Here is a 23,226-nt window from a genome sequence, read left to right on the forward strand (position 1 = left end):
CAACCCATTGTCCTTGTAGCGTGAGAGTCCTTCAGTCCCGCTGATACTGAGGTGGCCCATGCCTACTGTCCTCATTATTGACGATGACTATGCTACGCGCGCTGCGCTGGAAGCATCATTGAAGAAGAAGCGGTTCTGCGTGTTTCTCGCGCCGGACGGTCCGACCGGCATTCGATTGATCGGCAGCGTGTCCTTCGATGCCGTCGTGATCGACATGTTCATGCCGGGTATGGATGGGATCGCAACCATTCGTGAGCTCATCAAGATCGATCCCACGGTGCCGTTCATCGCGATCTCCGGCTACGCATTCACCGACAAGAAACAGGGCGCTCCGGACTTCCTCGGTATGGCAATCAAGCTCGGAGCGACGGCTGCGTTGCAGAAGCCGTTCGACATCCGCGATCTGCTCGAAGCGGTCGATCGTTCGATCGAGGTGCGTCAACGACTTCTGACCGAGGCGCGGCACGTGGCTCCTCGCTCACATCTGTCAGGAAGGCCTCATGATGAACATCCTGGTCGTTGATGACGAAGTCGGTGTTTGCTGTGTCATCCAGCACCTTCTGGTTCGCGAGGGCTACGCGGTCACTGCCGTCACCGACGGTCGGCTGGCGATGGATGCGGTGACCCGCGGTGACTTCGCCGCGGCTCTGATCGATCTCAACTTGGCCGACATGGACGGCAACGACGTGATCCGGGCTGCACGCGCGGCTCGGCCCACGATGCCGATCGTGATGATGTCGGGCATGGTGCTGGAATCAGGACGCGGCACGGCTGATTTGCTCGGCCCCTCCGCCAGAGTGGTCGGCCTTCATCGTTTGGCGAAGCCGTTCAAGCCGAAAGACCTGTCGCAGCTGATGCGTGACATTCTGGCGCAGGACACCGAACCTCTCGCCGTCGCGGTCTGACCGCCAGCGATTCGGTCGCACGCGTCGAGCCGGGAGCCGATCGCCTCTTCGACCTTTGCCGGAGAAGCAGCCTGCGACTCGCGGCAGGCGCGTCGATCTCTTGCTCACGGTCGGCTGCAGACCGGCTCGTCGTCGCTGTACGACATCACCTGGCGCTCAGGGAGACGGGTCAAGGGAAGACGAGAAGTCTCGAGGGGTGTGAGCCTGTTCACACCGGAACAGCGCGGACCGCGCTACCTTTTGGAACAACGGGCACCGGTAACGATTAGGTCCTTTGCGCCCGATCGTTAGAATTTGAGCGATCCGCTCAATTTGAACAAAGTGGAATTTTGCCATCGTGGCTCGCAGTTTGCGCGAGGGCAAGATGAGCGAAGCCGAATACGAGTTGTTGATGGACGTTGTGAGAACGGCTATTGCGCCCGAGACCGAGACCGATTCCATGGCCCGCTTGTTTTCGATCCTGCATTTCCCCACGGCAGCCAACGACAACCAGGGCGCCTGGCCGCTGATCCCGTTTCCAGACGGCTGGTTCGCGGCCTGCTGACGCGCGATCTTCTGTCGCCATGCAGGCCAGGCGATCGGCACGTCTTGGCCGGAACACTACTGCGGTCTTCGTTTCCTGGAATGGCGACGGCCGAGGCCGCCGCCATTCAGATCACCGGCGCTACTTCCTGACTGCGAACACCCAGACGACGCCGCCTTGCGGGACGTTGTCTTCGAGACCGATGTTGCCTTTCGAGAGCGCATCCTGGATGCGCTGCGCGTCGACGCCCCAGCCGGACTGCACGGCGATGTACTGGGTGCCATCGACCTCATAGGCGACCGGCATGCCCATGATGCCCGAATTCGTCTTCTGCTCCCACAGCAGCTCGCCGGTGTTGGCATGGAAAGCCCGGAACATCCGGTCATTGGTGCCGCCGACCAGGACGAGATCGCCCGCCGTCGCGGTCACAGACCCGAACAGCTGGGATTTCGGGAAATTGTGCGACCAGACCTTCTTGCCTGTCGCGGGATCCCAGGCCTGCAGCTCCCCGAAATGGTCGGCACCGGGCCGCACCGTGAGCCCGATGTCCTCGGCCTTGGTGCCGAGCCAGAGCTGGCCGGGAACGAGCGACAGCTTTTCCCCGGTGAAGCCGCCGCAGAAATTCTCGTTCGCCGGCACGTAGACGAAGCGCGTCTTCTGGCTGTAGGCCGCGGACGGCCAGTCCTTGCCGCCCCACAACGAGGGACAGAAGTCCACCCGCTTGCCGAGCGTCGGCTTGTGCGCGGGATCGACGATCGGCCGTCCCGTCTCGGGCTCGATCCCCTTCCAGACATCGGTGTGGACGAAGTTCCAGCCGTTGACGTAGTTGATGCGCTCCGGCGTGCGCTCGAGCACCCAAAAGATGGCGTCGCGTCCGGGATGGATCAGGCTCTTGAAGCTGCGGCCGTCGCGCTGCAGGTCGACCAGCATCGGTGCGTCGACCTCATCCCAGTCCCACGAGTCGTTCTGGTGATACTGGAAATGTGTCTTGACCTTTCCGGTCGCAGGATCCAGCGCGATCACCGAGCTGGTGTAGAGATTGTCGCCGGGGTGCAAGCCCCCCGGCCAGGGCGCGGCGTTGCCGACGCCCCAATACACCGTCTGGGTGTCCTTGTCGTAGGTGCCTGTCATCCAGGCGGACCCGCCGCCGTTCTTCCAGTCGTCGCCGCTCCAGGTGTCATGCCCGGCCTCGCCTTCGGCTGGAATCGTGAAGGTGCGCCAGAGCTCCTTGCCGTCCTCGGCGTCATAAGCGGCAACATAACCGCGGACGCCGAACTCGCCGCCGGAGCCGCCGACCATCACCTTGCCGTCGACGATGAGCGGCATCAGCGTGAGATATTGTCCCTTCTTGTAGTCCTGGACCTTCTTGTCCCAAAGCACCTTGCCGGTTTGGGCGTCGAGCGCGACCAGATGATCGTCCGTCGTGGCGAGGTAGAGCTTGTCCTGCCAGAGGCCGACGCCGCGATTGGTCGGATGCAGCTGGAACAGATCCTCGGGGAGCTCGCGCTTGTAGCGCCAGTACTGGTCGCCGGTCTTTGCGTTCAGCGCGATCACCTGCCCCATCGGCGTCGTGATGAACATGACGCCGTTGTTGACCAGAGGCGGCGCCTCGTGCCCTTCGACGACGCCGGTGGCAAAGGTCCAGACCGGCACCATGTCCTTGACGTTCGTGGTGTTGATCTGGTCGAGCGGACTATAGCCTTGGCCATCATAGGTCCGACGATAGAGCATCCAATTGCCTGGCTCGGGATTTTCGAGCCGTGCGGGCGTGACAGGACTGTAGTTGTCGATGGGGCCGGCCACGGCTACAGGTGCGGCGAGACAGGTGAACGCCACGGTGCTCGATAGCAGCCATTGCTTGATCGCGGTGGACGTGATGGACATGGACAAACCTCCCCTGCTTCGTTTTTGGATTCACTTGTTGTCGTGACGGGTGTCGAGACGATGCGAGTTCCGATCGGCACATGGGATTCTCATCAGCCCTGTTGGCCACCTACCCTTCCAATGAAGGGCGCAGCGATCATGAGCGCGCCGTCCTTGATCACGAGGGGAAGCGCGGCAAGCCGCCGCGGCGCGGGGCCGAACACGACCTGCGCCCCGCGCCTCGGGTCGTACTCGGAATTGTGGCACATGCATTTGAAGACATCGTCGTTGCCCTCGGTCGCCTTGATCCAGGCCGTGACCGGGCATCCCGCATGCGAGCAGATAGCCGAGTAGGCGACGATGCCCTCGGCCGCGCGCTGACGCGTGTCTTCGTCGAGTTCGGTTGGATCGAGCCTGACGAGCAGCACCTCGTTCAATCGCGATCCGTCACGCACGATCGCATTCGCAGGATCCTTCGGCCACGCATGAACCGGTGGCTCGCCGATCTTCAAGTCATCAGGCGTGATCGTCTGCCCTTCGCGTTCCCCTTCCGAGAACACGATCAGGTCGCCTTTTTGCGGCCGCTTCTCCTTGCGCGGATCGTCGTCATCGGCCGCTGCGCTGGTGACTGTTGCGCATGCGGCAAGCGTGCCGAAAACCACCGAGCGGCGCGTCGGGTGATCATCCATGACAGATCTTTGCGTGTGAAGTCGTGTGTGAGTCGTGGGAGTGCTGCTCTACAGCCCGGCGTCCCGCAACACAGCCCCACATAGAACAATTAGAACAACACAACCTTAAAAAATCAAGGCGCGCTGCGCGATTTCGCCACGATGTTTTCGACTATCGTCGCTGCTGCGCGTCATTGCCGGTGAAGCGGTTCGGCGAAAGGTCCTCGCGATCGAGACCGACGGTGTCGCCAGCGCCGTCTGGAATTGCGACAAAGCGAGATGTGGAGCAGGGTCGCGATGAGCGCGGCGCGACAACCCCCCTATGCGCTGCCGTGGCCCGATGCCGACCAGCTCGAAACGCGGCTCGGGGCATCGAACTTCCACTTGGCTAACGGTCCGGATCGATGGAGTCGGCTTCGCGACGAGAGTGGTTGCCTAAGCGCGAGATTGCCTATATTGCTCCGCCCACAGGGGCCACGTGGCGGAGTGGTTACGCAGCGGTCTGCAAAACCGTTTACACCAGTTCAATTCTGGTCGTGGCCTCCACTCAATCAAAATCAAGCGGTTGGACTACCCATTGGGGCCGCGAACCGGCCCTAGATGGGCAGATCGTCGATGCCGCCGGGATAGCTGACCTGCGCGCGCGGCCAGGTCAGAATTGCCCCTCGTTCACCGGCCGAGACGCCCGTCCGATCCGAGCCGGACCTGCCGGCCAGCCGGGGCGCGTAATCCCGGAACTGCACCACATTGGACTTTTCTGCTTCCTGCATGGCTCTCATCCTCGTTCCATGCTGCAATGCAAGAAGCGTACCCTTGGTTCCTAAACCCGCCGTTTGCGGCTGCGCCAATCCGGCTTGCGGGCCTTTGGGCGGGGCGTGAGCTCCGGATGCTCTTTCTCCACCTCCCGATACCGCGCAAGCATGCGCTCGAAGCTCGCGTCGAGGACCGTGGCGATCTCAGGCCGCCGTTCCAGCGCGGCCATCAGCTTCCCGGCCGCCTCGATGGTCGACAGCCCGTCGCGGCGCGGTTCGCGGCGCAGCCGACCGTAGCGCGACGGCTGCCGCGGCCCGAGGATCACACGCTGGCATTTCAGCATCCATGGATTGCGCCACCACAGCGCCTTGGCCTGGCTCCAGGTACCGTCGAGCAGGATCACGCCCTCGATCGACTTGAGGATGGTGCGCTGGTTGTCGGCCACCTCACCCTTGCGGGTCACCGCGACCACCTCGCTCTCGGGATCGAGCTCGGCCGCCTTCGCCGAGCCGAGATAGAGAATGGCCCAGCGCGAGGGATCGGCGACCGGCCGTCCCAGCGCCTTGGCGAGGCTCGGCCAGGACAGCCCGACCTTGACCACCGCAGTCTTGAAATGCTGCGCGGCGAGCCGCGCGGTGCCGAGGGCGCGGTCCTGCTCCTGCGGGTGCTGCAGGATCAGGAGCCCCAGCCGGCTATCCAGCGGTGTGACGCTGTCGCAGATGCACAGCGGCAGCGGCTTCTGGCAACGCGGGCAATCGGGCGGCGCCTCGGTGGCGAGCGGCGGATGGTCGTGTGGTTCTGGCATGCGGCGGCTATACGCGCCCGCGGACAGCGCCACAACGGCTCATTCGGCGGGCGCGGCAAGCGGCTCCGGCGCAGGCCGGCGGCGCAGCCGGTCGATCAGCAGATAGATCACCGGCGTCGTGTACAGCGTCAGGATCTGCGACACCAGGAGGCCGCCAATGATGGTGATGCCGAGGGGACGGCGCAGCTCGGTGCCGGGACCGGTCGCGATCACCAGCGGCAGACCGGCGAACAGCGCGGCGAGCGTCGTCATCAGGATCGGACGGAAGCGCACCCGGCAGGCCTCGAAGATCGCGTCGGCCGAGGACATGCCGCGCTGGCGCTCGGCCTCGAGCGCGAAATCGACCAGCATGATGCCGTTCTTCTTGACGATGCCGATCAGCAGGATGATGCCGACGAAGGCGATCACGGTCAGCGGCGTATTGGTGATCTGCAGCGCGAGCAGTGCGCCGAGCCCCGCCGACGGTAGCGTCGAGATGATGGTCAGCGGATGCGCCAGGCTCTCATAGAGCACGCCGAGCACGATATACATCGCGGCCAGGGCGAACAGGATCAAGAGCGGCTGGCGGCCGCTGCTCTTGTTGAAGTCTCCGGCATTGCCGTCGAAGCTGCCGCGGATGCCCTCCGGCATGTGCAGCTCATCGACGGCGCGCTGAATGTTGGCCGTCGCGGTCTGCAAGGGCACGTCCGGCAGCAGGTTGAACGACACGGTGGTCGAAGGGAACGATTGTGAGTGATACACCGCCAGCGGTGACAGGCCGCGCTCGGCCTTGACCAGTGCCGACAGCGGCACCTGCGCGTCCCCTGCCCCCGCCACATAGATGCGGTCGAGATTCGAGGGATCGGTCTGGAATTTCGGGTCGATCTCCAGCACGACCATGTACTGGTTGCGCTGGCTGTAGACGATCGAGATCTGCCGCTGCGCAAAGGCGTTGTTGAGCGCGTTGTCGATGTCCTGGACACGGACGCCGAGGCTCGCCGCCTTTTGGCGGTCGATCCGCAGCGCGAGCTGGAGGCCACCGGGATCGCGGTCGCTGGATATATCGGTGATGCCGTCGACCGTCTCCAGGCGCTTGGCGACAATCGGCGCCCATTTCTGCAGAAGGTCGAGATCGGGGCTGCTCAACGTGTACTGGTAGTCGGAATCGCTCTGACGACCGCCGGTGCGCACGTCCTGCGCGGCGAACATGAAGAGCCGAATGCCAGGGACCATCGCGAGGCTCCGCCTGAGGCGGTTGATCACGAGCTCAGTCGAGATGCCCTCGCGCTCCGCCGGGGGCTTGAGGTTGATGAACATGGTGCCGCGGTTGGACGTCGCGCCGCCCGGCCCGCCGCCGCCCCCGATGGTCGAGCCGATCCCGGCCACGGCGGGATCGGCCATCACGATGTCGGCGAGCCGCTGCTGCAGGCCCAGCATGGACTGGAACGAAATGTCGGCCGAGGCGCGCGTCGCACCGATGACGAAGCCGGAATCGTCGGTCGGGAAATAGCCCTTGGGCACCTTGATGTAGAGCGTCACCGTGAGCGCGATGGTGGCGAAGAACACGATCAAGGTGAGGAACGGATAAACCAGCACGCCGCGCAGCGTCCAGGCATAGAAGCGGACCATGCCGGACAGCGCGCCTTCGACGATACGGTCGAACCAGGTGGCACGATCGGACAGCGTCTCCTTGATGTAATGCGCGCAGATCATCGGCGTCACCGTCAGCGACACCAATGTCGAAACGACGATTGCGAAGGTCAGCGTCAGCGAGAACTCACGCAGGAGACGGCCGACGACGCCGTCCATGAAGATCAAGGGCACGAAGGCTGCAATCAAAGAAAGGCTGATCGACAACACGGTAAAGCCGATCTGGCGGGCGCCATCGAGCGCGGCGCGCATCGGCGACAGGCCATGCTCGAGATTGCGGTACATGTTCTCGATCATGACGATGGCGTCGTCGACGACGAAGCCGACGGAGATCGCGAGCGCCATCAGCGAGAGATTGTCGATCGAGAAGCCTGCGAGCCACATCGCCGCGCAGGTGCCGGCCAGCGCCAGCGGAACCGAGACGCCGGCCGCCACCGTCGGCACCAGGCGGCGCAGGAACAGGAACACGACGACCATCACCAGCACGGCGGTCGCGAGCAAGGTCCACTGCATGTCCTCGACCGAGGCGCGAATGGTCCCTGTGCGATCGACCAGAGTGGCGATCTCGATGCCAGCCGGCAGCCATTGCTTGAGCTCGGGGATCAGCGCCTTCACACGGTCGACGGTCTCGATCACGTTGGCGTCGCCCTGTTTCGCGATCTGGATCAGCACCGCCGGCTGCTTGTTGAACCAGGCGATCGAACGCACGTTGCGTACGGAATCCTCGACGTCGGCGACATCCGACAGCCGCACGAAGCTGCCATTGCTGCTCTTGATCAGGATGTCGCGGAATTCGGCCGCACTGCGCATCTGCCGGTTGATGGCAATGGTCTCGCTCTGCCGCGCGCCCTCGAAGATGCCGACCGGCCCGATCGGATTGGCATTGATGATCGCCGTCCGGACATCGTCGGTCGAAATCCCGGCATTGGCGAGCGAGACCGGATTGAGTGCGATGCGCACGGCAGGCTGATCGGCGCCGCTGACCGTGACATTGCCGACGCCGGGCACCTGGAACAGACGCTGCGCCAGAACGGTGTCGGCGACGTCGTACATCGCGCTCGGCGTCATCGTCTTCGAGGTCAGGGCCAGAACGAATACGGGAGCCGCGGCCGTGTTCGCCTTGCGGAAGCGCGGCAGCGCCGGCAGGTCGCTCGGAAGGTCCGACAGCGAGGCGTTGATGGCCGCCTGGACGTCACGCGCGGCCTTGTCGATGTCGCGGCCGATCGAGAACTGGATCTGGATGTTGGTGGTGCCGAGCGAGCTCGTCGATGTGATCTGGTCGACACCTGCGATTTCGCCGAGCCGCCGCTCCAACGGCGCCGCGACCGTCCCCGCCATGACGGACGGGTCCGCACCCGGGCGCGACGCGCTGACGAAGATCGCGGGGAAATCGACGTTCGGCACGGGCGCGACGGGAAGGAAGATATAGGCGACGATCCCGACCAGGAACAAGCCGATCGAGAGCAGCGTGGTGCCGACCGGCCGGCGAATGAACGGCTCGGAGATCGAGGCCATCACTGGATGCCTTCGGTCGCACCTGCGATCGGCGGCGACGGCAGGTTCGGCGCCGGCGGCAGCGCGCGCTCGAAGCGACGATTGATGCGGTCGAGCGCGAGATAGATGACCGGCGTCGTGTACAGCGTCAGCAATTGGCTGAGCAGCAGGCCGCCAATGATGGAGATGCCGAGCGGAAAGCGCAGCTCCGAGCCGGTGCCGCTCTCGATCGCCAGCGGCAGCGCGCCGAACAGCGCGGCCAGGGTCGTCATCATGATCGGGCGGAAGCGCAGGAGACACGCCTGCACGATCGCGTCGTAGGGTGTGCGGTTTTCGTGACGCTCCGCTTCGAGCGCGAAGTCGATCATCATGATCGCGTTCTTCTTGACGATGCCCATCAGCAGAATGATGCCGATCAAGCCGATGACCGAGAGATCCTGGCCGAACAGCATCAAGGCCAGGATGGCGCCGACGCCCGCCGACGGCAAGGTCGACAGGATCGTGATCGGATGAATGTAGCTCTCATAGAGCACGCCGAGCACGATGTAGATCGTGACCACGGCCGCCAGCAGCAACCAGGGCTGGCCGGCCAGCGACTTGGCGAACTCGGCGGCATCGCCCGAATAGACACCGATGATGCTGCCGGGCATGCCGATGCGGTTCTCGGTCGCATGGAGCGCCTCGACCGCCTCGCTCAGCGCCGCGCCGGACGCGAGATTGAAGCTCAGCGACACCGCCGGAAACTGCGCCTGGTGCGAGATGGCGAGCGGCGCGGTGGTGCGCTTCAGGCTCGCCACCGCCGAGAGCGGCACTTGGCCGCCGGCGCCAGGCAGATAGAGCTTCGATAGGATCGAGGGATCGCGCTGATACATCGGCAGCGCCTCCAGCACGACGCGGTACTGATTGGCCTGACCATAGATCGTCGAGATCTGCCGCTGCGCGAAGGCGTCGTTGAGCGTGTCGGTGACGCCCTGCAGACTGACGCCGAGCTGGCCGGCGCGCTGGCGGTCAATGGTCAGCTCCGCGCGCAGGCCGCCCTCCTGGGCTTCGGAGGAGGCGTCGCGGAATAGAGGGTCGCGGCGCATTTCTCCGACAAGCTGCCTCGCCCATTTCGACACCTCGGTGGCATCGGCGCCGGTCAGCGTGTACTGATATTGCGAGCGGCTCGCCTGGGTCGAGATCTGCACGTCCTGGACCGGCTGGAAGTACACGGTCATGCCGGGCACGCCCGAGGTCTTCTGCTTCAGCCGATCGATCACCTCGGCGACGCCATCCTGCCGCTCGCCAAGCGGCTTCAAGGTCATGACGAGACGGCCGACATTGGTGGTCGGGTTGACCGATCCGGCGCCGATCACCGAGACGACGCCGACGACGTCGGCGTCAGCCTGGATCGCGGCGGCGACGTCCGCCTGGCGTTTCGTCATTTCGGCGAACGACACGTCGGGGCCGGCCTCGGTCACCGCCGTGATCGAGCCGGTATCCTGCAGCGGCAGAAAGCCCTTGGGCGCGACGACGTAGAGCGCCAAGGTCGCCGCCAAGGTCGCGAAGGTCACGACCAGCGTCTCGGTCTGGCGATCCAGCACCCACAGCAGGCTGCGATGATAGACGGCCACGGTACGGTCGATGAAGCGGCTGACGGCGTTCAGCCCCGGCAGCACCCACTCCTCGCTGGCGTGCTTCAACAGCCGCGAGCACATCATCGGCGTCAAGGTCAACGACACCACCGCCGATGTCACCACTGCAATCGTCAGCGTCAGCGCAAATTCCCGAAACATGCGGCCGACCAGACCGGACATGAACAAGAGTGGAATGAACACTGCGATCAGCGATACCGTCAGCGAGATGACGGTGAAGCCGATCTCGCGCGCGCCTCGCAGCGAGGCGTTCATCGCGCTCTCGCCATTCTCCATGTGGCGCACGATGTTCTCGATCATCACGATGGCGTCGTCGACGACGAAGCCGGTGCCGATCGTGAGTGCCATCAGCGAGAGATTGTCGAGGCTGAAGCCGGCGAAGTACATCACGCCGAAGCTCGTGATCAGCGACAGCGGCAGCGCGACGCCGGCGATGATCGTGGCCCGCAACGAGCGCAGGAACAGCAGCACGACCAGCGTCACCAGCACCACGCTGAGCAGCAGCGTGAACTGCACGTCGTGCACCGAGGCGCGGATGGTCACGGTACGATCGCTGACGATAGCGAGCTTCACCCCGGCCGGAATCATGCGCTGCAGCTTCGGGATCTCGGCACGGATCTGCTTGACGACCTCGATGACGTTGGCACCCGGCTGGCGCTGGATGTCGAGGATGACCGCAGGGACACCCTGGTACCAGCCGCCGGTCCGATCGTTCTCCAGACCATCGAGAATCGTTGCGACATCGGCGATCGTGACCGGCGAGCCGTTGCGGTAGGCGATGATGATCGGCTTGTAAGCGTCTGCGGCCCCGATCTGGTCGTTGGCCGTGATCAGATAGGCCTGCTGCGCCCCGTCCAGCGATCCCTTGGGTCCGGAGACGTTGGCGCCTGCGATGGCGGCGCGCAGGTCCTCTATCGAGATGCCATAGGCCGCGAGCCGCGCCAGGTCGGCCTGCACGCGCACCGCGGGCTTCAGTCCACCGAGCACCGAGACGCGGCCGACGCCGGAGACCTGGCTCAGCCGCTGCGCCAGGATCGTGTCGGCCATGTCGCTCATCGCGCGTAGCGAGATCGTGTCCGAGGTCAGCGCGAGCGTCATGACCGGGGCATCCGCCGGATTGACCTTGGCGTAGGTCGGCGGATAGGGCAGCGACTTTGGCAAGACGCCGGCGGCGGCATTGATTGCCGCCTGGACGTCCTGCGTGGCGCCGTCGATGTCGCGTCCGAGATCGAACTGCAGCGAGATCTGGCTGACGCCGAACGAGCTCGTCGAGTTCATCGCGGACAACGACGGGATCTGGCCGAGCTGGCGCTCCAGTGGGGCCGTGATCAGCGAGGCGATCACATCAGGGCTGGCGCCCGGCAGTTGCGTCGTCACCTGGACAGTCGGGAAGTCGACCTGCGGCAGCGCCGAGACCGGCAGCGCGAGATAGCCGAGCAGGCCGCCGATCAGCAGGGCGACGCCGAGCAGCGAGGTCGCGATGGGACGGCGGATGAAGGGTTCGGAGACGCTCATCGCGACTGCTCGTCACTCTTGCGGTTGCGTCATGGCTGTGCCTTCGCACCGCGACCTGCCTCACTCCCTCCCTGGGGTGCTGCACCGCCGGCGTCGGTCTGCCCCCCAGCCTCAGGCCTGCGGCGCCGCTCGCCGTCCTTCGGCGCGCCTTCGGGTGGCGCTCCGCCCTCCTTCGCCTGCTCTTTTCCTTGCGGATTGCGGCTGCGCTTGCGCGGCGCCAGATCGGCCTGCGGCGTCTGCTCGGCGCGTCCGACCACGACTTTGACACCGTCGGCCAGATTGGCAAAGCCGGTCGTCACCACGCGGTCCGACGGGCTCAAGCCGCTGGCGATCACGGCCTCGCTCTCGTTCTGCTGCACGACCGTCACCGGATGCGCCGAGGCGATGTCGCCCTCGCCGATCACGTAGCTGAACGTGCCTGCCGGCCCGCGCTGCACCGCCGAGGTCGGCACCGTGATCGCCTGCGACAAGGTCTCGACCTTGAGGCGGACATTGACGAACTGTCCGGGCCAGAGCTGGAATTTGCCGTTGGGGAATTCTGCTTTCAGTTTCAGCGTGCCCGTCGTCTGATCGACCTGGTTGTCGATGCCCCGCAACGTGCCAGTGTCGATGACGGTGACGCCGTCATTGCCGAACACGTCGACAGCGAGCGGCCCCTTGGCAGCGGCCGCATTGACGCGCATGATCTGCTGCTGCGGCAGGCTGAACTGCACCGCGATCGGCTGAAGCTGCGTGATGACGACGAGACCGGTCGCGTCAGAGGCATGAACGATGTTGCCCTGGTCGACCTGGCGCAGGCCGGCGCGGCCGGAGAGCGGCGCCACGATCTTGGTGTAGCTCAAGGTCGTCGCCGCATTATCGATCGCGGCCTGATCCGCCTTGATCAGCGCCTGCTGCTGCGCCACCACCGCGCGCTGCGTGTCGGCCTGCTGCTTGGAGCCGGCATTGCTGGCGGCCAGCTGCTCGTAGCGGGCGAGGTCGAGCTTCTGGTTGGCGAGCTGCGCCTCGTCCTGCGCCTTCTTGGCGACGGCCTGGTCGTACTGCGCCTGGTAGATCGCCGGATCGATCTCGGCGAGCACGTCGCCCTTCTTGACGTCCTGCCCCTCGACGAAATTGACCGCGATCAGCTTGCCGTCGACCTGGGAGCGCACCGTGACGGTGTTGAGCGCGCGCACCGCGCCGACGCCGTCGAGATAGACCGGCACGTCCTTGATGACAGGCGAGGCGGCCAGGACCGGAACCGGAAGGTCGGGCCGCGCGAAGCGGTTATTGGCCTGCTGCTTCTGCTGCATCGCCGACCAGCCGATATAACCGAGGCCGCCCAGGATCAGCAGCGTGATCGTGATCGACACCAGCCGCCGTGCCACGCTGGACCGCGCGCGCTTCACTGCCGCTGCTCCCTTCTCGTCCGGTTTAAAGAGCATCGGCCGACTTCTCCATGCGCGGCTCCCAGCCGCCGCCGAGCGCCTGATAGAGGCTCACGAACGCCTGCAGGCGCGCCAGTTGCGCCTGCCATAGCGCGTCCTCGGCCTGGAACAGCGTCAATTGCGTATTCAAGACTGTCACGATGTCGGCAGTTCCCGCGCGCAGTTGCTGCTCGGAGAGCTGGAAGGCGCGGCGGGAGGCGGCAACGACTTCTCGCTGCAATTGCAACTTGATCGTGGTCTGCTTGATCGAGAACAGCGCATTGTTGACGTCGGTGAAAGACTGGATGACCGTCTTGCGGTAGGTTTGCAGCAGCTCGTCCTGCCGCGCCTTGGCGTTCTCGAAATTGCCCAGGATTCTGCCACCATCGAAGATCGGCTGGGTCAGGCTGCCGGCGAGGCTGAAGAACGCCGCATGCGGCTGAAACAGCGACATCAGTGCTGCGCTCTGGTAGCCGCCATTGCCGGTCAGCTGGATGCTGGGAAAGAACTGCGCCCGCGCGCTGCCGACATTGGCGGTGGCCGACGCCAGCTGCGCTTCCTGCCGGCGGATGTCCGGCCGTTGCGTCAAGAGTTCGGACGGCAGCCCGGGCGTGACCCGCGGCGTCCTGATCCGGTCGAGCGAGCCGCCGGCAATGCGAATGCCCTCGGGCGATCGCGCGACCAGCACGGCCAGCGCGTTGACGTTCTGATCGAGCGTCTGGCGCAGCGGCGGCACCGCCGCCTTCTGGTTGGCGAGCACGCTCTCCTGCTGCGCGACGTCGAGATCATTGCCGGTGCCTGCCTTCTGCCGTTCGCGGATGGCATCGAGCACACGCGTGGCGCTGGCGATGTTGCGCTCAGCCGTCCGAATCCGATCCTGCGCGGCCAGCACCTGGAAATAGGCATTGGCGACGGTGGCGAGCGTCGTCAACTGCGTGACGTCGCGGTCGAAGCGGTTGGCCACCGCGGTTTCCTCGGCCGCCTGCAGCGCGTCGCGATTCTGGCCGAAGAAGTCGAGCTGGTAGCTCGCAGAGAGCGAGGCTTGGTAATTGACGACCTCGCGGCCGCCATTGGTGAGCCCGCTGGAGCTCGACCCGGACGTGCGCGAATAGGTCTCCTGCCCCGTGCTCGACAGGCTTGGCAGCAGCGCCGCGCCGGCCTGCCGCGCCAGCGCATCGGCCTGCCGGAACCTTGCCACAGCAGCGGCAATATCAAGGTTGACGCTCTGCGCCTCCTCCATCAGCTGGGTCAGCTCGCGTGATCCGAAGCCGCGCCACCAATCCAGCGGCGGCGGCGCCGCCATATCGGAACCGGACGCCGCCTTGTAGCGCTGGGGCAAGTCGAGGGCCGGATCGGGAATATCCTGGGTCAGCAGGCAGCCGGCCGAGTTCGCCGCCAATCCGATCGCCGCCAGCCAGTGGACAAATCGCCGCAGGGCAGCCGGCACACGGCGCTCCCGCATCCCGGCGACGATCCGCGGGTCAGCGGACGCGCGGCAAGGCTCGTCGACGGCGATCGGCACGATGGACACTGGCGTGATGCTTCCCTGTAGTCTTGGGAATCATTCTAGCCGCAGCCCACGGCGCCGGACAGCCCTGCAGCCCCCCGTCCCCCCAGCAGCGATGGTGCCGATAAAGTCCACCGAATCGACGAATCTCCCGTAAATCAGCGGAGTTTCGTGCAGGCACGGCCACGGGCCACGGGCTGCCGCCTTACCAAGATTTCATCTGTCGAATGCCGTTTTGGACGGGGTGTGACGCGGGGAGCGCGCCCGTGAAACCCTTTGGCGGCGACTCCGTAACTTGCACGTGAACTTCAGGGGGGCATTCATGCGAGTTGCGGTGGTCGGAACGGGTATTGCGGGTAACGCCGCGGCCTGGTCCCTGGCGAAGCGTTATCCGATCACCGTCTACGAGCGCGATCTCCGTCCGGGCGGCCACAGCCACACCGTGACGATCGACTATGACGGCGCTCCGGTCTCTGTCGACATCGGCTTCATCGTCTACAACGAGCTGAACTATCCTGAGCTCACCGCCTTGTTCGACCATCTGGGGGTCGAGACGGTCGACAGCAGCATGAGCTTTGCCGTCACCGCGGATGCCGGCCGCTTCGAATGGAAGGGGGGCGGCAACACCTGGCTCGACACCGCCAAGGGGCTGTTCGCGCAGCCGAGCAATCTGCTGTCGACATCCTATCTCTGGATGCTCAGGGACATCCTGACCTTCAACGAGCAGAGTACAGCCGACTTCAAGGCCGGGCGCCTGCATGGCCTTACGCTCCGGGATTATTTCCGGCGCAACCATTTCGCCCCGCGACTGCTCACCGACTATCTGGCGCCAATGGGTGCCGCGATCTGGTCAGCCCCGGCGTCCGAGATGCTGGACTTTCCGGCCGAGAACTTCGTCGCGTTCTTCAGCAATCACAGGTTGCTGCAATATGACCGTCCGGTCTGGCGCACCGTCAAGGGCGGCAGCCGCCGCTATGTGGAGAAGCTGACGTCGAGCTTCCGCAAGCACATCCGGCTCGGCAGCGCCGTGACCAGCATCGAACGCACTGCCCACGGCGTCGTCGTTCAGGACAGCAGCGGCCGTCGCGACACCTACGATCATGTCGTGATCGCCGCACACAGCGACCAGGCGTTGTCGATGCTCACCGATGCGGACGAGCGGGAGCGCAGCATCCTCGGGGCGATCAAATATTCGCCCAACACGATCTATCTGCACCGTGACAGCAGGCTGATGCCGAAGCGTCGCCGCGCCTGGGCTTCGTGGAATTTCCTGCGCTGGCAGCGTGAGGGCGTTCCCATGAACGACGTCGCCGTCACCTATTGGATGAACAACCTCCAGGACATCGACAATGCCAAGCCGCTGTTCGTCAGCCTCAACCCACCCTTCGCTCCGGCTCCGGAGCTAACCTTTGGCAAGTATATCTGTGAGCACCCGCAATACACGGCTGCCGCCTTTGCGGCGCAGAAGCGTCTGGCAGCGATTCAGGGGCAGCGCCATACTTGGTTCTGTGGCGCCTGGACCGGCTATGGCTTTCATGAGGACGGGCTACGCTCGGGTCTCGCCGTGGCAGAGGCGCTCGGCGCGAACGTGCCGTGGCGCGGGCTTCCCACCGAGCTCGCCGAGGCTGCGGAATAGGCGCGATATGGACATGGATCACTCGGGACCAGATGACAGAACGGAAGCGGCCGCGCTCTATGTCGGACAGGTCATGCATGCCCGCATGCGCCCGACCACGCATCGCTTCCGCTATCGCGTGATGAGCCTGCTGATCGATCTCGGTCGGCTCGACCAGGCGGACCGGCAGGCTTCGCTGTTCGGGGTCAATCGGCGCGCGCTCTACAGCTTCCACGAGGCCGACCACGGTCCGGGCGACGGCTCGTCGCTACTGGCCTATGCGCAGACCTGTGCGGCGGATCAGGGGATCGATCTCAGCGGTGGGCGCGTGCTGCTGCTGTGCTATCCGCGGCTGCTCGGCTACGTGTTCAATCCGCTGTCGGTCTATTTCTGCTATCGCAGCGACGACACCCTGGCGCTGATGATCTACGAGGTCCGCAACACCTTCGGCGAGATCAAGCCCTATGTGCTGCCGGTCAGGCCGGATGAGCTATCGGCAGCAGGGCTCCGCCAGGCGCAGGACAAGACCTTCTACGTCTCGCCCTTCATCGACATGGCGATGCGTTACCATTTCCGGGTCATGCCGCCTGGCGACAATGTCAAGCTGCGGATTCTCGAAACTGGGGCCGACGGCCCCCTGCTTGCCGCAACCTTCTCCGGCCGCCGTCGCACGCTGACCTCTGGCTCCCTGCTCGCCGCCTTCGTCTCGCTCCCGCTGGTGACTGTCAAAATCTTTGCCGCGATCCATTGGGAGGCGCTGCGGCTGTGGGCCAAAGGCGTCCGCCTCGTCCCGCGCGGCGAAATCAGCGCAAGCCCTGGAACCAATACCGACTTGGCGGGGAACGGCAGCCACGCTTATATTTCACGACGCTGACCGGAAACGGCCGGCGCGCTCTGCGTCCGTGATTCCCTGCCCGCACAGGTGCCACACCGGCCAGCCGACGGGGACGTGGGCTCGAGCCGTTTGTGTGAATGGACCTGCCATGCCGAACGTCATCCCAGTCACCCCTGACACCATCGACAAGGTGCTTGCCGATCTTCCCCGCCTGCCCCGCCTTGCCCTCGGCTTCGGCTCGCGCTTGCGGAAAGGCACGCTCGATGTGACCCTGCCGGACGGACGGGTGATCCGGCTCGGCGGCGTTGAGCCCGGACCGGCCGCCGCAATGATCCTGGCCAATTACAGCTTCGCATCGCGCCTTCTCAATGGCGGCGACATCGGCATCGCCGAGGCCTATCTGAATGGCGACTGGGACACGCCGGACCTGACGCAGTTTCTCTATCTGTTCTGCGTCAACCAGCACCTGCTGCAGTCGATGCTGGAAGACAAGCCGCTGATCCGGTTTGCCCAGCTGGTCCGGCACTGGTTCAACCGCAACACCAAGCGTCAGGCAAAGCGCAACATCTACGCCCATTATGACATCGGGAATTCGTTCTACTCGGCGTGGCTCGATCCGAGCATGACCTACTCCTCGGCCCTGTTCGAGGAGGACACCACCGACCTCACCGCCGCGCAGACCAACAAGTACAAGCGGCTGGCCGAGGCGATCGATCTCCAGCCCGGGCAGAAGCTGCTCGAGATCGGCTGCGGCTGGGGCGGCTTTGCCGAATATGCCGCCAAGACGTTCGGCGCCCAGGTCGTTGGGCTGACGATCAGCCAACAGCAGCGCGACTTCGCGCAGCGCCGCATCCACGAGGCCGGGCTCGCCGAGAAAGTCGAAATCCGCCTGCAGGATTACCGCGACGAGCGTGACCGCTACGATCGCATCGCCTCGATCGAGATGATCGAGGCGGTCGGCGAACAGTTCTGGCCGAAATATTTCTCGCAACTGCGAGACCGTCTGCTGCCGGGCGGATTGGCCGGTGTCCAGGCAATTACCATCCAGGACAGCCTGTTCCAGCACTACCGCCGCGAGGTCGACTTCATCCAACGCTACGTCTTCCCGGGAGGCATGTTGCCGACGCCGCAGATCCTGAAGTCGCTCGGCGACCGCTTTGGCATACCCGTCATCCGCGAGCGCATCTTCGGGGAAGATTATGCCAGGACGCTCGCGATCTGGCGAAAGAACTTCCGGGAGGCCTGGCCGGACCTCACGCCCGCAGGATTCGATGAGCGCTTCAGGCGGCTCTGGGAATATTATCTGTCCTACTGCGAAGCAGGTTTCCTCTCTGGGAACATCGATGTTCGCCAGGTCGTCTTTGCGAAATCAGGGGGCTGATCCGGCCGGCTTACGCTGCCCTGGATATCAGGCTAGGGTCCTCTTAAGTGTGCTCGAGGAAACTCCTACGGTATCTGCAAAATGACCATTCACAACGACGTCGTCGCGGCGATCGGCAACACGCCCCTGATCAAGCTCAATCGCGCCTCGGAGGCGACGGGCTGCACCATTCTCGGCAAGGCCGAGTTCATGAACCCGGGCCAGTCGGTCAAGGACCGTGCCGGCAAGTGGATGATCCTGGAGGCCGAGAGGCGCGGCGATCTCAAGCCCGGCGGCCTCGTGGTGGAGGCCACAGCCGGCAACACCGGCATCGGTCTGGCCGTGGTCGCCAGCGCGCGCGGCTATCGCACGCTGATCGTGATCCCGGAGACGCAGAGCCAGGAAAAGAAGGACATGCTGCGGCTGTGCGGTGCGGAGCTGGTCGAGGTGCCGGCGTTGCCGTTCAGCAATCCCAACAACTATCAGCATGTCGGGCGCAGGCTCGCCGACGAATTGCGCAAGACCGAGCCGAACGGCGTGCTGTTCGCCGACCAGTGGAACAACCTCGACAACGCCAAGGCGCATTATGAGTCCACGGGACCCGAGATCTGGGAGCAGACCGGCGGCAAGGTCGACGGCTTCATCTGCGCGGTCGGCACCGGCGGCACCATCGCCGGCGCGAGCCGCTATTTGAAGGACAGAAACAAGAATATCGTCACCGCCTGTGCCGATCCGCACGGCTTCGCGATGTACGAATGGTTCAAGAACGGCGTCGTCAAATCGACGCCCGGCGATTCCATCACCGAAGGCATCGGCATCGGTCGTGTGACGCCCGTGATCGAGACCGCCAAGGTCGACGACGCGTTCCTGGTGTCCGACGAGGACGCCGTCAACACGATCTACGACCTCGTACAGCATGAAGGCTTATGCCTGGGCGGCTCGACCGGCGTCAACGTCGCCGGCGCGGTGCAACTCGCGCGGAAGCTCGGCCGCGGCCACACCATCGTGACCATCCTGTGCGACTCGGGCACGCGCTATCAGTCGAAGCTGTACAATCCGGAATTCATGCGTTCGAAGAACCTGCCGGTGCCGGCTTGGCTGGAGCGGCGCAGCGGCATCAAGCCGCCTTTCGTTTGAGGGCGAGTAGCGAGTAGCGAGTAGAACTTCTCGCCCTATTCGCTATTCGCAAGTCCCTATTCGCGTCCTCATCAATGCCGCAAAATCTGGCTCAGGAACAGCTTGCTGCGCGCATGCTGCGGGTTGGCGAAGAACTCCTGCGGCGTGTTCGATTCGATGATCTGGCCGGCGTCCATGAACACGACGCGGTTGGCGACCTCGCGCGCGAAGCCCATCTCGTGGGTCACGACCAGCATAGTCATGCCCTCCTTGGCGAGATCGACCATGGTGTCGAGCACCTCCTTCACCATCTCCGGATCGAGCGCCGATGTCGGCTCGTCGAACAGCATGACCTTCGGGTTCATCGCCAGCGCGCGCGCGATGGCGACGCGCTGCTGCTGACCACCCGACATCTGGCCCGGGTATTTCTGCGCCTGATGCGGGATCTTGACCCGCTCCAAGAACTTCATCGCAGTCGCCTCGGCTTCCTTCTGGGGGATGTTGCGCACCCAGATCGGCGCCAGGGTACAGTTCTCCAGCACGGTCAGGTGCGGAAACAGGTTGAAGCTCTGGAACACCATGCCGACCTCGCGGCGGACCTCGTCGACGCGCTTGAGGTTGGGCCCGAGATCGATGCCGTCGACATTGATCTCGCCCTCCTGGAATTCCTCGAGCGCGTTGATGCAGCGGATCAGGGTCGACTTGCCCGAGCCCGAGGGCCCGCAGATCACGATGCGCTCACCCTTCCCGACGGAGAGGTTGATGTCGCGCAGGACGTGGAATTCGCCGTACCATTTGTTGAGGGCGGAAATGCTGACGATCGAATTTGCAGTCATGGGTCTCTCGATGATCTCTGGCTCAATGGCGCCGGTGCGCATTGACGCGGCGCTCGACCAGCATGGAGTAGCGTGACATGCCGAAGCAGAAGGCGAAGTAGATCAGGCCGGTGAAGGCAAAGCCGGTGAAGGCCGTGGTCGGCGTCGCCCACACCGGATCGGCAAACGAGGCCTTGAGGCTGCCGAGCAGGTCGAACAGCGCCACGATCGACACCAGCGAGGTGTCCTTGAACAGCGAGATGAAGCTGTTGACGATGCCGGGGATGACGTGGCGCAGCGCCTGCGGCAGCACGATGAAGCTGGTCGTCTTCCACCAGGACAGCCCGAGCGCGCTCGATGCCTCCGCCTGACCACGCGGTATGGCCTGCAGGCCGCCACGGATGACCTCGGCCATGTAGGCGCCCGAGAACAGCGCGACGCCGATCAGCGCCCGAACCAGGCCGTCGACCCTGACATTGCCGGGCAGGAACAGCGGCAGCATGTAGGTGGCGAAGAACAGCACCGTGATCAGCGGCACGCCGCGCACCAGCTCGATGAAGGCAATCGAAAAGATGCGGATCAGTGGAATGGTTGAACGGCGGCCCAGCGCAAGCGCAATGCCGATCGGCATCGACGCGACGATGCCGATCACCGAGACGACCAGCGTCACCAGCATTCCGCCCCACAGCCTTGTATCGACGATGGGAAGGCCGCCGCGATCGAGGCCCATGATCGCAATGACGATGGCGATGCCGGCGAAGGACGCGGCCGTGGCGATCACGCTGCGCAGCGCCCTGCTCCCGCCACCGACGATGAAGACCAGCGCGGTGACAATGATCGCGGAGAGCACGAGATCATTCCACACGGGCTGGTGAGATTGCTGCAGCTCATTGCGGATCCAGACCAGCGGCCAGATCACGAGCGATGCAAGCGTACCGATCAGCACGACCAGCTTGCCGAGCAGCCACAGCAGCATGCCGACCACCGGCAAATTGTCGCCGGCGCGAACCAGCGCGTTACCGGCCGTATCGATGCTCTCGACGAACAGCTGGAGCGCGCCTGTGGTCCAGCTCACGCCGAAGCCCTCCAGCCCACCGCCATAGAGCAGGAAGAATGCGACCACCGGAAGCGCGAAGAAGAACAGGCCCGCGTTCAATCCTTTGGCCGGCAGGCGCGGGATCAGCAGCGGCGCCAGCAGCACCACCGCGAGCCCGTAGGTCAGATTGACCCGCCAGCGGTCGGCCTCCGGATAGAAGCCGTACATGAACTGGCCGAACTTCGCCGAAATGTAGGGCCAACAGGCGCCGACCGGATGGCCCGCGTTCTGCGCCAGACAAGCTTCGCGGTCCTTGCCGACCCACACCGCGTCGACCAGCAGGAACTTGACCGCCGGGATCACGGTGAACCAGATCAACAGCGCGCTCACCAGGGTGAGCAGGATATTGGTCGGCGAGTTCAACAGCCTCGTGCGGACGAAGCCGACGAACCCCGTCGTCTTGATGGGCGCCGGACGTTCTCCGGCCATGTCCTGACGGATGAAGGTTGAGGCCGTGATGTCGGTCATGCGCCAAGTCTCTTCCCAAGCCGCCAGCTGTAGAAGCTCATCATCGCGCTGGTGATCAGCGACAGCGCCAGATAGACGCCCATCGTGATTCCGATGATCTCGATGGCCTGACCCGTCTGGCTCATCGTCGTGCCCGCGAACACCGAAACGAGATCGGGATAACCGATGGCGACCGCGAGCGAGGAGTTCTTGGTCAGGTTCAAATACTGGTTCGTCAGCGGCGGCAGGATCACGCGGAGCGCCTGCGGCACGACGATCAGGCGCAGCACGGTGCCGCGGCTCAGTCCGAGCGAGAGCCCCGCTTCCATCTGCCCCTTGTGGACCGAGAGGATGCCGGCACGCACCACCTCGGCGATGAACGACGCCGTGTACATGGTCAGCGCCAGGGTCAGCGCGACGAGCTCGGGAATGATGCGCGAGCCGCCGGCGAAGTTGAATCCCTTGAGCGCCGGCACCTCGAACGAAATCGGCACGCCGAACACGAGCGTTGCAATCAGCGGCAGGCCGATCAGCAGCCCCAGCACGTAGGGCCAGATCCGCATCGCATGGCCGCGTACGAACAGCTCACGCCGAGCGTAATAGTGCAGACCGGCCGAGCCGACGATCGCGGCACCGAGCGCGATCAAGAACGGCATCAGGCCGGGCTCCTCGATCGGTCGCGGAACGATGAAGCCACGATTGTTGAGAAAGAACGTCGAGAAAAGAGAGATGCTCTGTCGCGGTCCGGGCAGAGCCGCCAACACCGCAAGATACCAGAACAGGATCTGGAACAGGAGCGGCAGGTTGCGGATCAGCTCGACATAGGCGCCGGAGACACGCGACAGCAGCACATTCGGTGATAGCCGGCCTAGAGCGACCAGGAAGCCCAGGATGGTCGCCAGCACGATGCCGATGACCGAGACCAGCAGGGTGTTCAGCACGCCGACGATCAGCACGCGGCTGTAGCTGTCGGAGCCGGAGTAGCTGATCAGGGTCTGGTTGACGTCGAAGCCGGCCGTGTTGTTGAGAAAGCCGAATCCCGACGTGATACGTTGGGCTGCGAGGTTGCTGCGTGCGTTGGCCACGATCTCGTAGCCAACCCACACTAGGACTGCGACGAACAGGATCTGCAGGATGATGCCGTTCCATCCTGCCTTTCCTCCGAGCATGCGCTTCAGCCGAAGCCCATATTGCGGAGGCGGTAGCCTCGCTTCGATGCTCATTCGCCGCAGCCCCGATC

At 64.5% G+C, this 23,226-nt stretch carries 18 protein-coding genes and 1 tRNA gene; 8 read left to right on the forward strand and 11 right to left on the reverse strand.

Annotated elements, in window-relative coordinates:
* Positions 1–58 precede the first annotated feature (58 nt).
* From QX124_RS13930 to QX124_RS13940, 3 genes are all read left to right on the forward strand, one after another.
* Positions 59–523, forward strand: coding sequence for a response regulator (locus QX124_RS13930; RefSeq protein WP_315797443.1), 465 nt, complete (start codon positions 59–61; stop codon positions 521–523).
* Complete coding sequence (locus QX124_RS13935) at positions 501–905, forward strand: response regulator (RefSeq protein ID WP_315797444.1); 405 nt, start codon at positions 501–503, stop codon at positions 903–905. Before QX124_RS13930 ends, QX124_RS13935 begins: the two co-directional genes overlap by 23 nt.
* A gap of 364 nt (positions 906–1,269) precedes the next feature.
* Entirely contained in the window at positions 1,270–1,449 is a 180-nt protein-coding gene (locus QX124_RS13940; RefSeq protein ID WP_315711867.1) for a hypothetical protein, read from the forward strand.
* Positions 1,450–1,569: 120 nt separating this feature from the next.
* On the opposite strand, the gene QX124_RS13945 is transcribed toward QX124_RS13940, so the two are convergent.
* Together QX124_RS13945 and QX124_RS13950 are read right to left on the reverse strand one after the other, a co-directional pair.
* Positions 1,570–3,312, reverse strand: coding sequence for a methanol/ethanol family PQQ-dependent dehydrogenase (locus tag QX124_RS13945; RefSeq protein WP_315797445.1), 1,743 nt, complete (start codon positions 3,310–3,312; stop codon positions 1,570–1,572).
* Positions 3,313–3,404: 92 nt separating this feature from the next.
* On the reverse strand, positions 3,405–3,980 hold the full coding sequence (locus tag QX124_RS13950) for a ubiquinol-cytochrome c reductase iron-sulfur subunit (protein ID WP_315797446.1): 576 nt from the start codon (positions 3,978–3,980) through the stop codon (positions 3,405–3,407).
* 451 nt (positions 3,981–4,431) lie between these two features.
* On the opposite strand from QX124_RS13950, the gene QX124_RS13955 reads away from it, so the two are divergent.
* A tRNA-Cys gene (locus tag QX124_RS13955) sits at positions 4,432–4,505 on the forward strand.
* A 50-nt stretch (positions 4,506–4,555) separates the two neighbouring features.
* Here the strand turns inward: QX124_RS13955 and QX124_RS13960 are convergent.
* Genes QX124_RS13960 through QX124_RS13985 form a run of 6 tightly spaced genes read right to left on the reverse strand, consistent with a single transcriptional unit; the run spans position 4,556 to position 14,657 of the window.
* Positions 4,556–4,729 (reverse strand): hypothetical protein, encoded by a 174-nt coding sequence (locus QX124_RS13960; protein WP_315797447.1) that lies wholly within the window; start codon positions 4,727–4,729, stop codon positions 4,556–4,558.
* A gap of 50 nt (positions 4,730–4,779) precedes the next feature.
* Positions 4,780–5,517: a tRNA-uridine aminocarboxypropyltransferase gene (locus QX124_RS13965; protein ID WP_315797448.1), complete on the reverse strand. Its 738-nt coding sequence runs from the start codon at positions 5,515–5,517 to the stop codon at positions 4,780–4,782.
* 39 nt (positions 5,518–5,556) lie between these two features.
* Positions 5,557–8,661, reverse strand: coding sequence for an efflux RND transporter permease subunit (locus tag QX124_RS13970; RefSeq protein ID WP_315797449.1), 3,105 nt, complete (start codon positions 8,659–8,661; stop codon positions 5,557–5,559).
* Positions 8,661–11,789, reverse strand: coding sequence for an efflux RND transporter permease subunit (locus QX124_RS13975; protein WP_315797450.1), 3,129 nt, complete (start codon positions 11,787–11,789; stop codon positions 8,661–8,663). Before QX124_RS13975 ends, QX124_RS13970 begins: the two co-directional genes overlap by 1 nt.
* Positions 11,790–11,818: 29 nt before the next feature.
* Complete coding sequence (locus tag QX124_RS13980) at positions 11,819–13,213, reverse strand: efflux RND transporter periplasmic adaptor subunit (RefSeq protein WP_315797451.1); 1,395 nt, start codon at positions 13,211–13,213, stop codon at positions 11,819–11,821.
* Positions 13,203–14,657 carry an efflux transporter outer membrane subunit gene (locus QX124_RS13985; protein ID WP_315797452.1) on the reverse strand — a complete coding sequence of 485 codons (1,455 nt, stop codon included), beginning with the start codon at positions 14,655–14,657 and terminating at the stop codon, positions 13,203–13,205. The genes QX124_RS13980 and QX124_RS13985 overlap by 11 nt, the downstream gene beginning before the upstream one ends.
* A gap of 367 nt (positions 14,658–15,024) precedes the next feature.
* On the opposite strand from QX124_RS13985, the gene QX124_RS13990 reads away from it, so the two are divergent.
* The 4 genes from QX124_RS13990 to QX124_RS14005 all read left to right on the forward strand — a co-directional run bounded on the left by QX124_RS13990 (position 15,025) and on the right by QX124_RS14005 (position 19,649).
* Positions 15,025–16,338, forward strand: a complete 1,314-nt coding sequence (locus QX124_RS13990) for an NAD(P)/FAD-dependent oxidoreductase (protein ID WP_315738044.1) — start codon at positions 15,025–15,027, stop codon at positions 16,336–16,338.
* Between the two features lie 7 nt (positions 16,339–16,345).
* Entirely contained in the window at positions 16,346–17,191 is an 846-nt protein-coding gene (locus QX124_RS13995; protein ID WP_315774825.1) for a DUF1365 domain-containing protein, read from the forward strand.
* Positions 17,192–17,300: 109 nt separating this feature from the next.
* Positions 17,301–18,533 (forward strand): cyclopropane-fatty-acyl-phospholipid synthase family protein, encoded by a 1,233-nt coding sequence (locus QX124_RS14000; protein WP_315797453.1) that lies wholly within the window; start codon positions 17,301–17,303, stop codon positions 18,531–18,533.
* Positions 18,534–18,614: 81 nt separating this feature from the next.
* Positions 18,615–19,649, forward strand: a complete 1,035-nt coding sequence (locus QX124_RS14005) for a cysteine synthase A (protein ID WP_315797454.1) — start codon at positions 18,615–18,617, stop codon at positions 19,647–19,649.
* Between the two features lie 71 nt (positions 19,650–19,720).
* On the opposite strand, the gene QX124_RS14010 is transcribed toward QX124_RS14005, so the two are convergent.
* The 3 genes from QX124_RS14010 to QX124_RS14020 are packed head-to-tail and all read right to left on the reverse strand — an operon-like array spanning position 19,721 to position 23,209.
* The gene (locus QX124_RS14010) at positions 19,721–20,464 is read right to left on the reverse strand and encodes an amino acid ABC transporter ATP-binding protein (RefSeq protein ID WP_315711850.1); all 744 of its coding nucleotides are present in this window, start codon (positions 20,462–20,464) and stop codon (positions 19,721–19,723) included.
* A gap of 22 nt (positions 20,465–20,486) precedes the next feature.
* On the reverse strand, positions 20,487–22,007 hold the full coding sequence (locus QX124_RS14015; protein WP_315797455.1) for an amino acid ABC transporter permease: 1,521 nt from the start codon (positions 22,005–22,007) through the stop codon (positions 20,487–20,489).
* The gene (locus QX124_RS14020; RefSeq protein ID WP_315757537.1) at positions 22,004–23,209 is read right to left on the reverse strand and encodes an amino acid ABC transporter permease; all 1,206 of its coding nucleotides are present in this window, start codon (positions 23,207–23,209) and stop codon (positions 22,004–22,006) included. Before QX124_RS14020 ends, QX124_RS14015 begins: the two co-directional genes overlap by 4 nt.
* Positions 23,210–23,226 lie beyond the last annotated feature (17 nt).

The sequence above is a fragment of the Bradyrhizobium sp. SZCCHNRI3043 genome (assembly GCF_032377735.1).
Classification (GTDB): domain Bacteria; phylum Pseudomonadota; class Alphaproteobacteria; order Rhizobiales; family Xanthobacteraceae; genus Bradyrhizobium.

Coding starts and splice junctions, on each gene's coding strand:
- QX124_RS13930 (WP_315797443.1), top strand. CDS start 59: ATGCCTACTGTCCTCATTATTGACGATGACTATGCTACGCGCGCTGCG.
- QX124_RS13935 (WP_315797444.1), top strand. CDS start 501: ATGATGAACATCCTGGTCGTTGATGACGAAGTCGGTGTTTGCTGTGTC.
- QX124_RS13940 (WP_315711867.1), top strand. CDS start 1,270: ATGAGCGAAGCCGAATACGAGTTGTTGATGGACGTTGTGAGAACGGCT.
- QX124_RS13945 (WP_315797445.1), bottom strand. CDS start 3,312: ATGTCCATCACGTCCACCGCGATCAAGCAATGGCTGCTATCGAGCACC.
- QX124_RS13950 (WP_315797446.1), bottom strand. CDS start 3,980: ATGGATGATCACCCGACGCGCCGCTCGGTGGTTTTCGGCACGCTTGCC.
- QX124_RS13960 (WP_315797447.1), bottom strand. CDS start 4,729: ATGCAGGAAGCAGAAAAGTCCAATGTGGTGCAGTTCCGGGATTACGCG.
- QX124_RS13965 (WP_315797448.1), bottom strand. CDS start 5,517: ATGCCAGAACCACACGACCATCCGCCGCTCGCCACCGAGGCGCCGCCC.
- QX124_RS13970 (WP_315797449.1), bottom strand. CDS start 8,661: ATGGCCTCGATCTCCGAGCCGTTCATTCGCCGGCCGGTCGGCACCACG.
- QX124_RS13975 (WP_315797450.1), bottom strand. CDS start 11,789: ATGAGCGTCTCCGAACCCTTCATCCGCCGTCCCATCGCGACCTCGCTG.
- QX124_RS13980 (WP_315797451.1), bottom strand. CDS start 13,213: ATGCTCTTTAAACCGGACGAGAAGGGAGCAGCGGCAGTGAAGCGCGCG.
- QX124_RS13985 (WP_315797452.1), bottom strand. CDS start 14,657: ATGCGGGAGCGCCGTGTGCCGGCTGCCCTGCGGCGATTTGTCCACTGG.
- QX124_RS13990 (WP_315738044.1), top strand. CDS start 15,025: ATGCGAGTTGCGGTGGTCGGAACGGGTATTGCGGGTAACGCCGCGGCC.
- QX124_RS13995 (WP_315774825.1), top strand. CDS start 16,346: ATGGACATGGATCACTCGGGACCAGATGACAGAACGGAAGCGGCCGCG.
- QX124_RS14000 (WP_315797453.1), top strand. CDS start 17,301: ATGCCGAACGTCATCCCAGTCACCCCTGACACCATCGACAAGGTGCTT.
- QX124_RS14005 (WP_315797454.1), top strand. CDS start 18,615: ATGACCATTCACAACGACGTCGTCGCGGCGATCGGCAACACGCCCCTG.
- QX124_RS14010 (WP_315711850.1), bottom strand. CDS start 20,464: ATGACTGCAAATTCGATCGTCAGCATTTCCGCCCTCAACAAATGGTAC.
- QX124_RS14015 (WP_315797455.1), bottom strand. CDS start 22,007: ATGACCGACATCACGGCCTCAACCTTCATCCGTCAGGACATGGCCGGA.
- QX124_RS14020 (WP_315757537.1), bottom strand. CDS start 23,209: ATGAGCATCGAAGCGAGGCTACCGCCTCCGCAATATGGGCTTCGGCTG.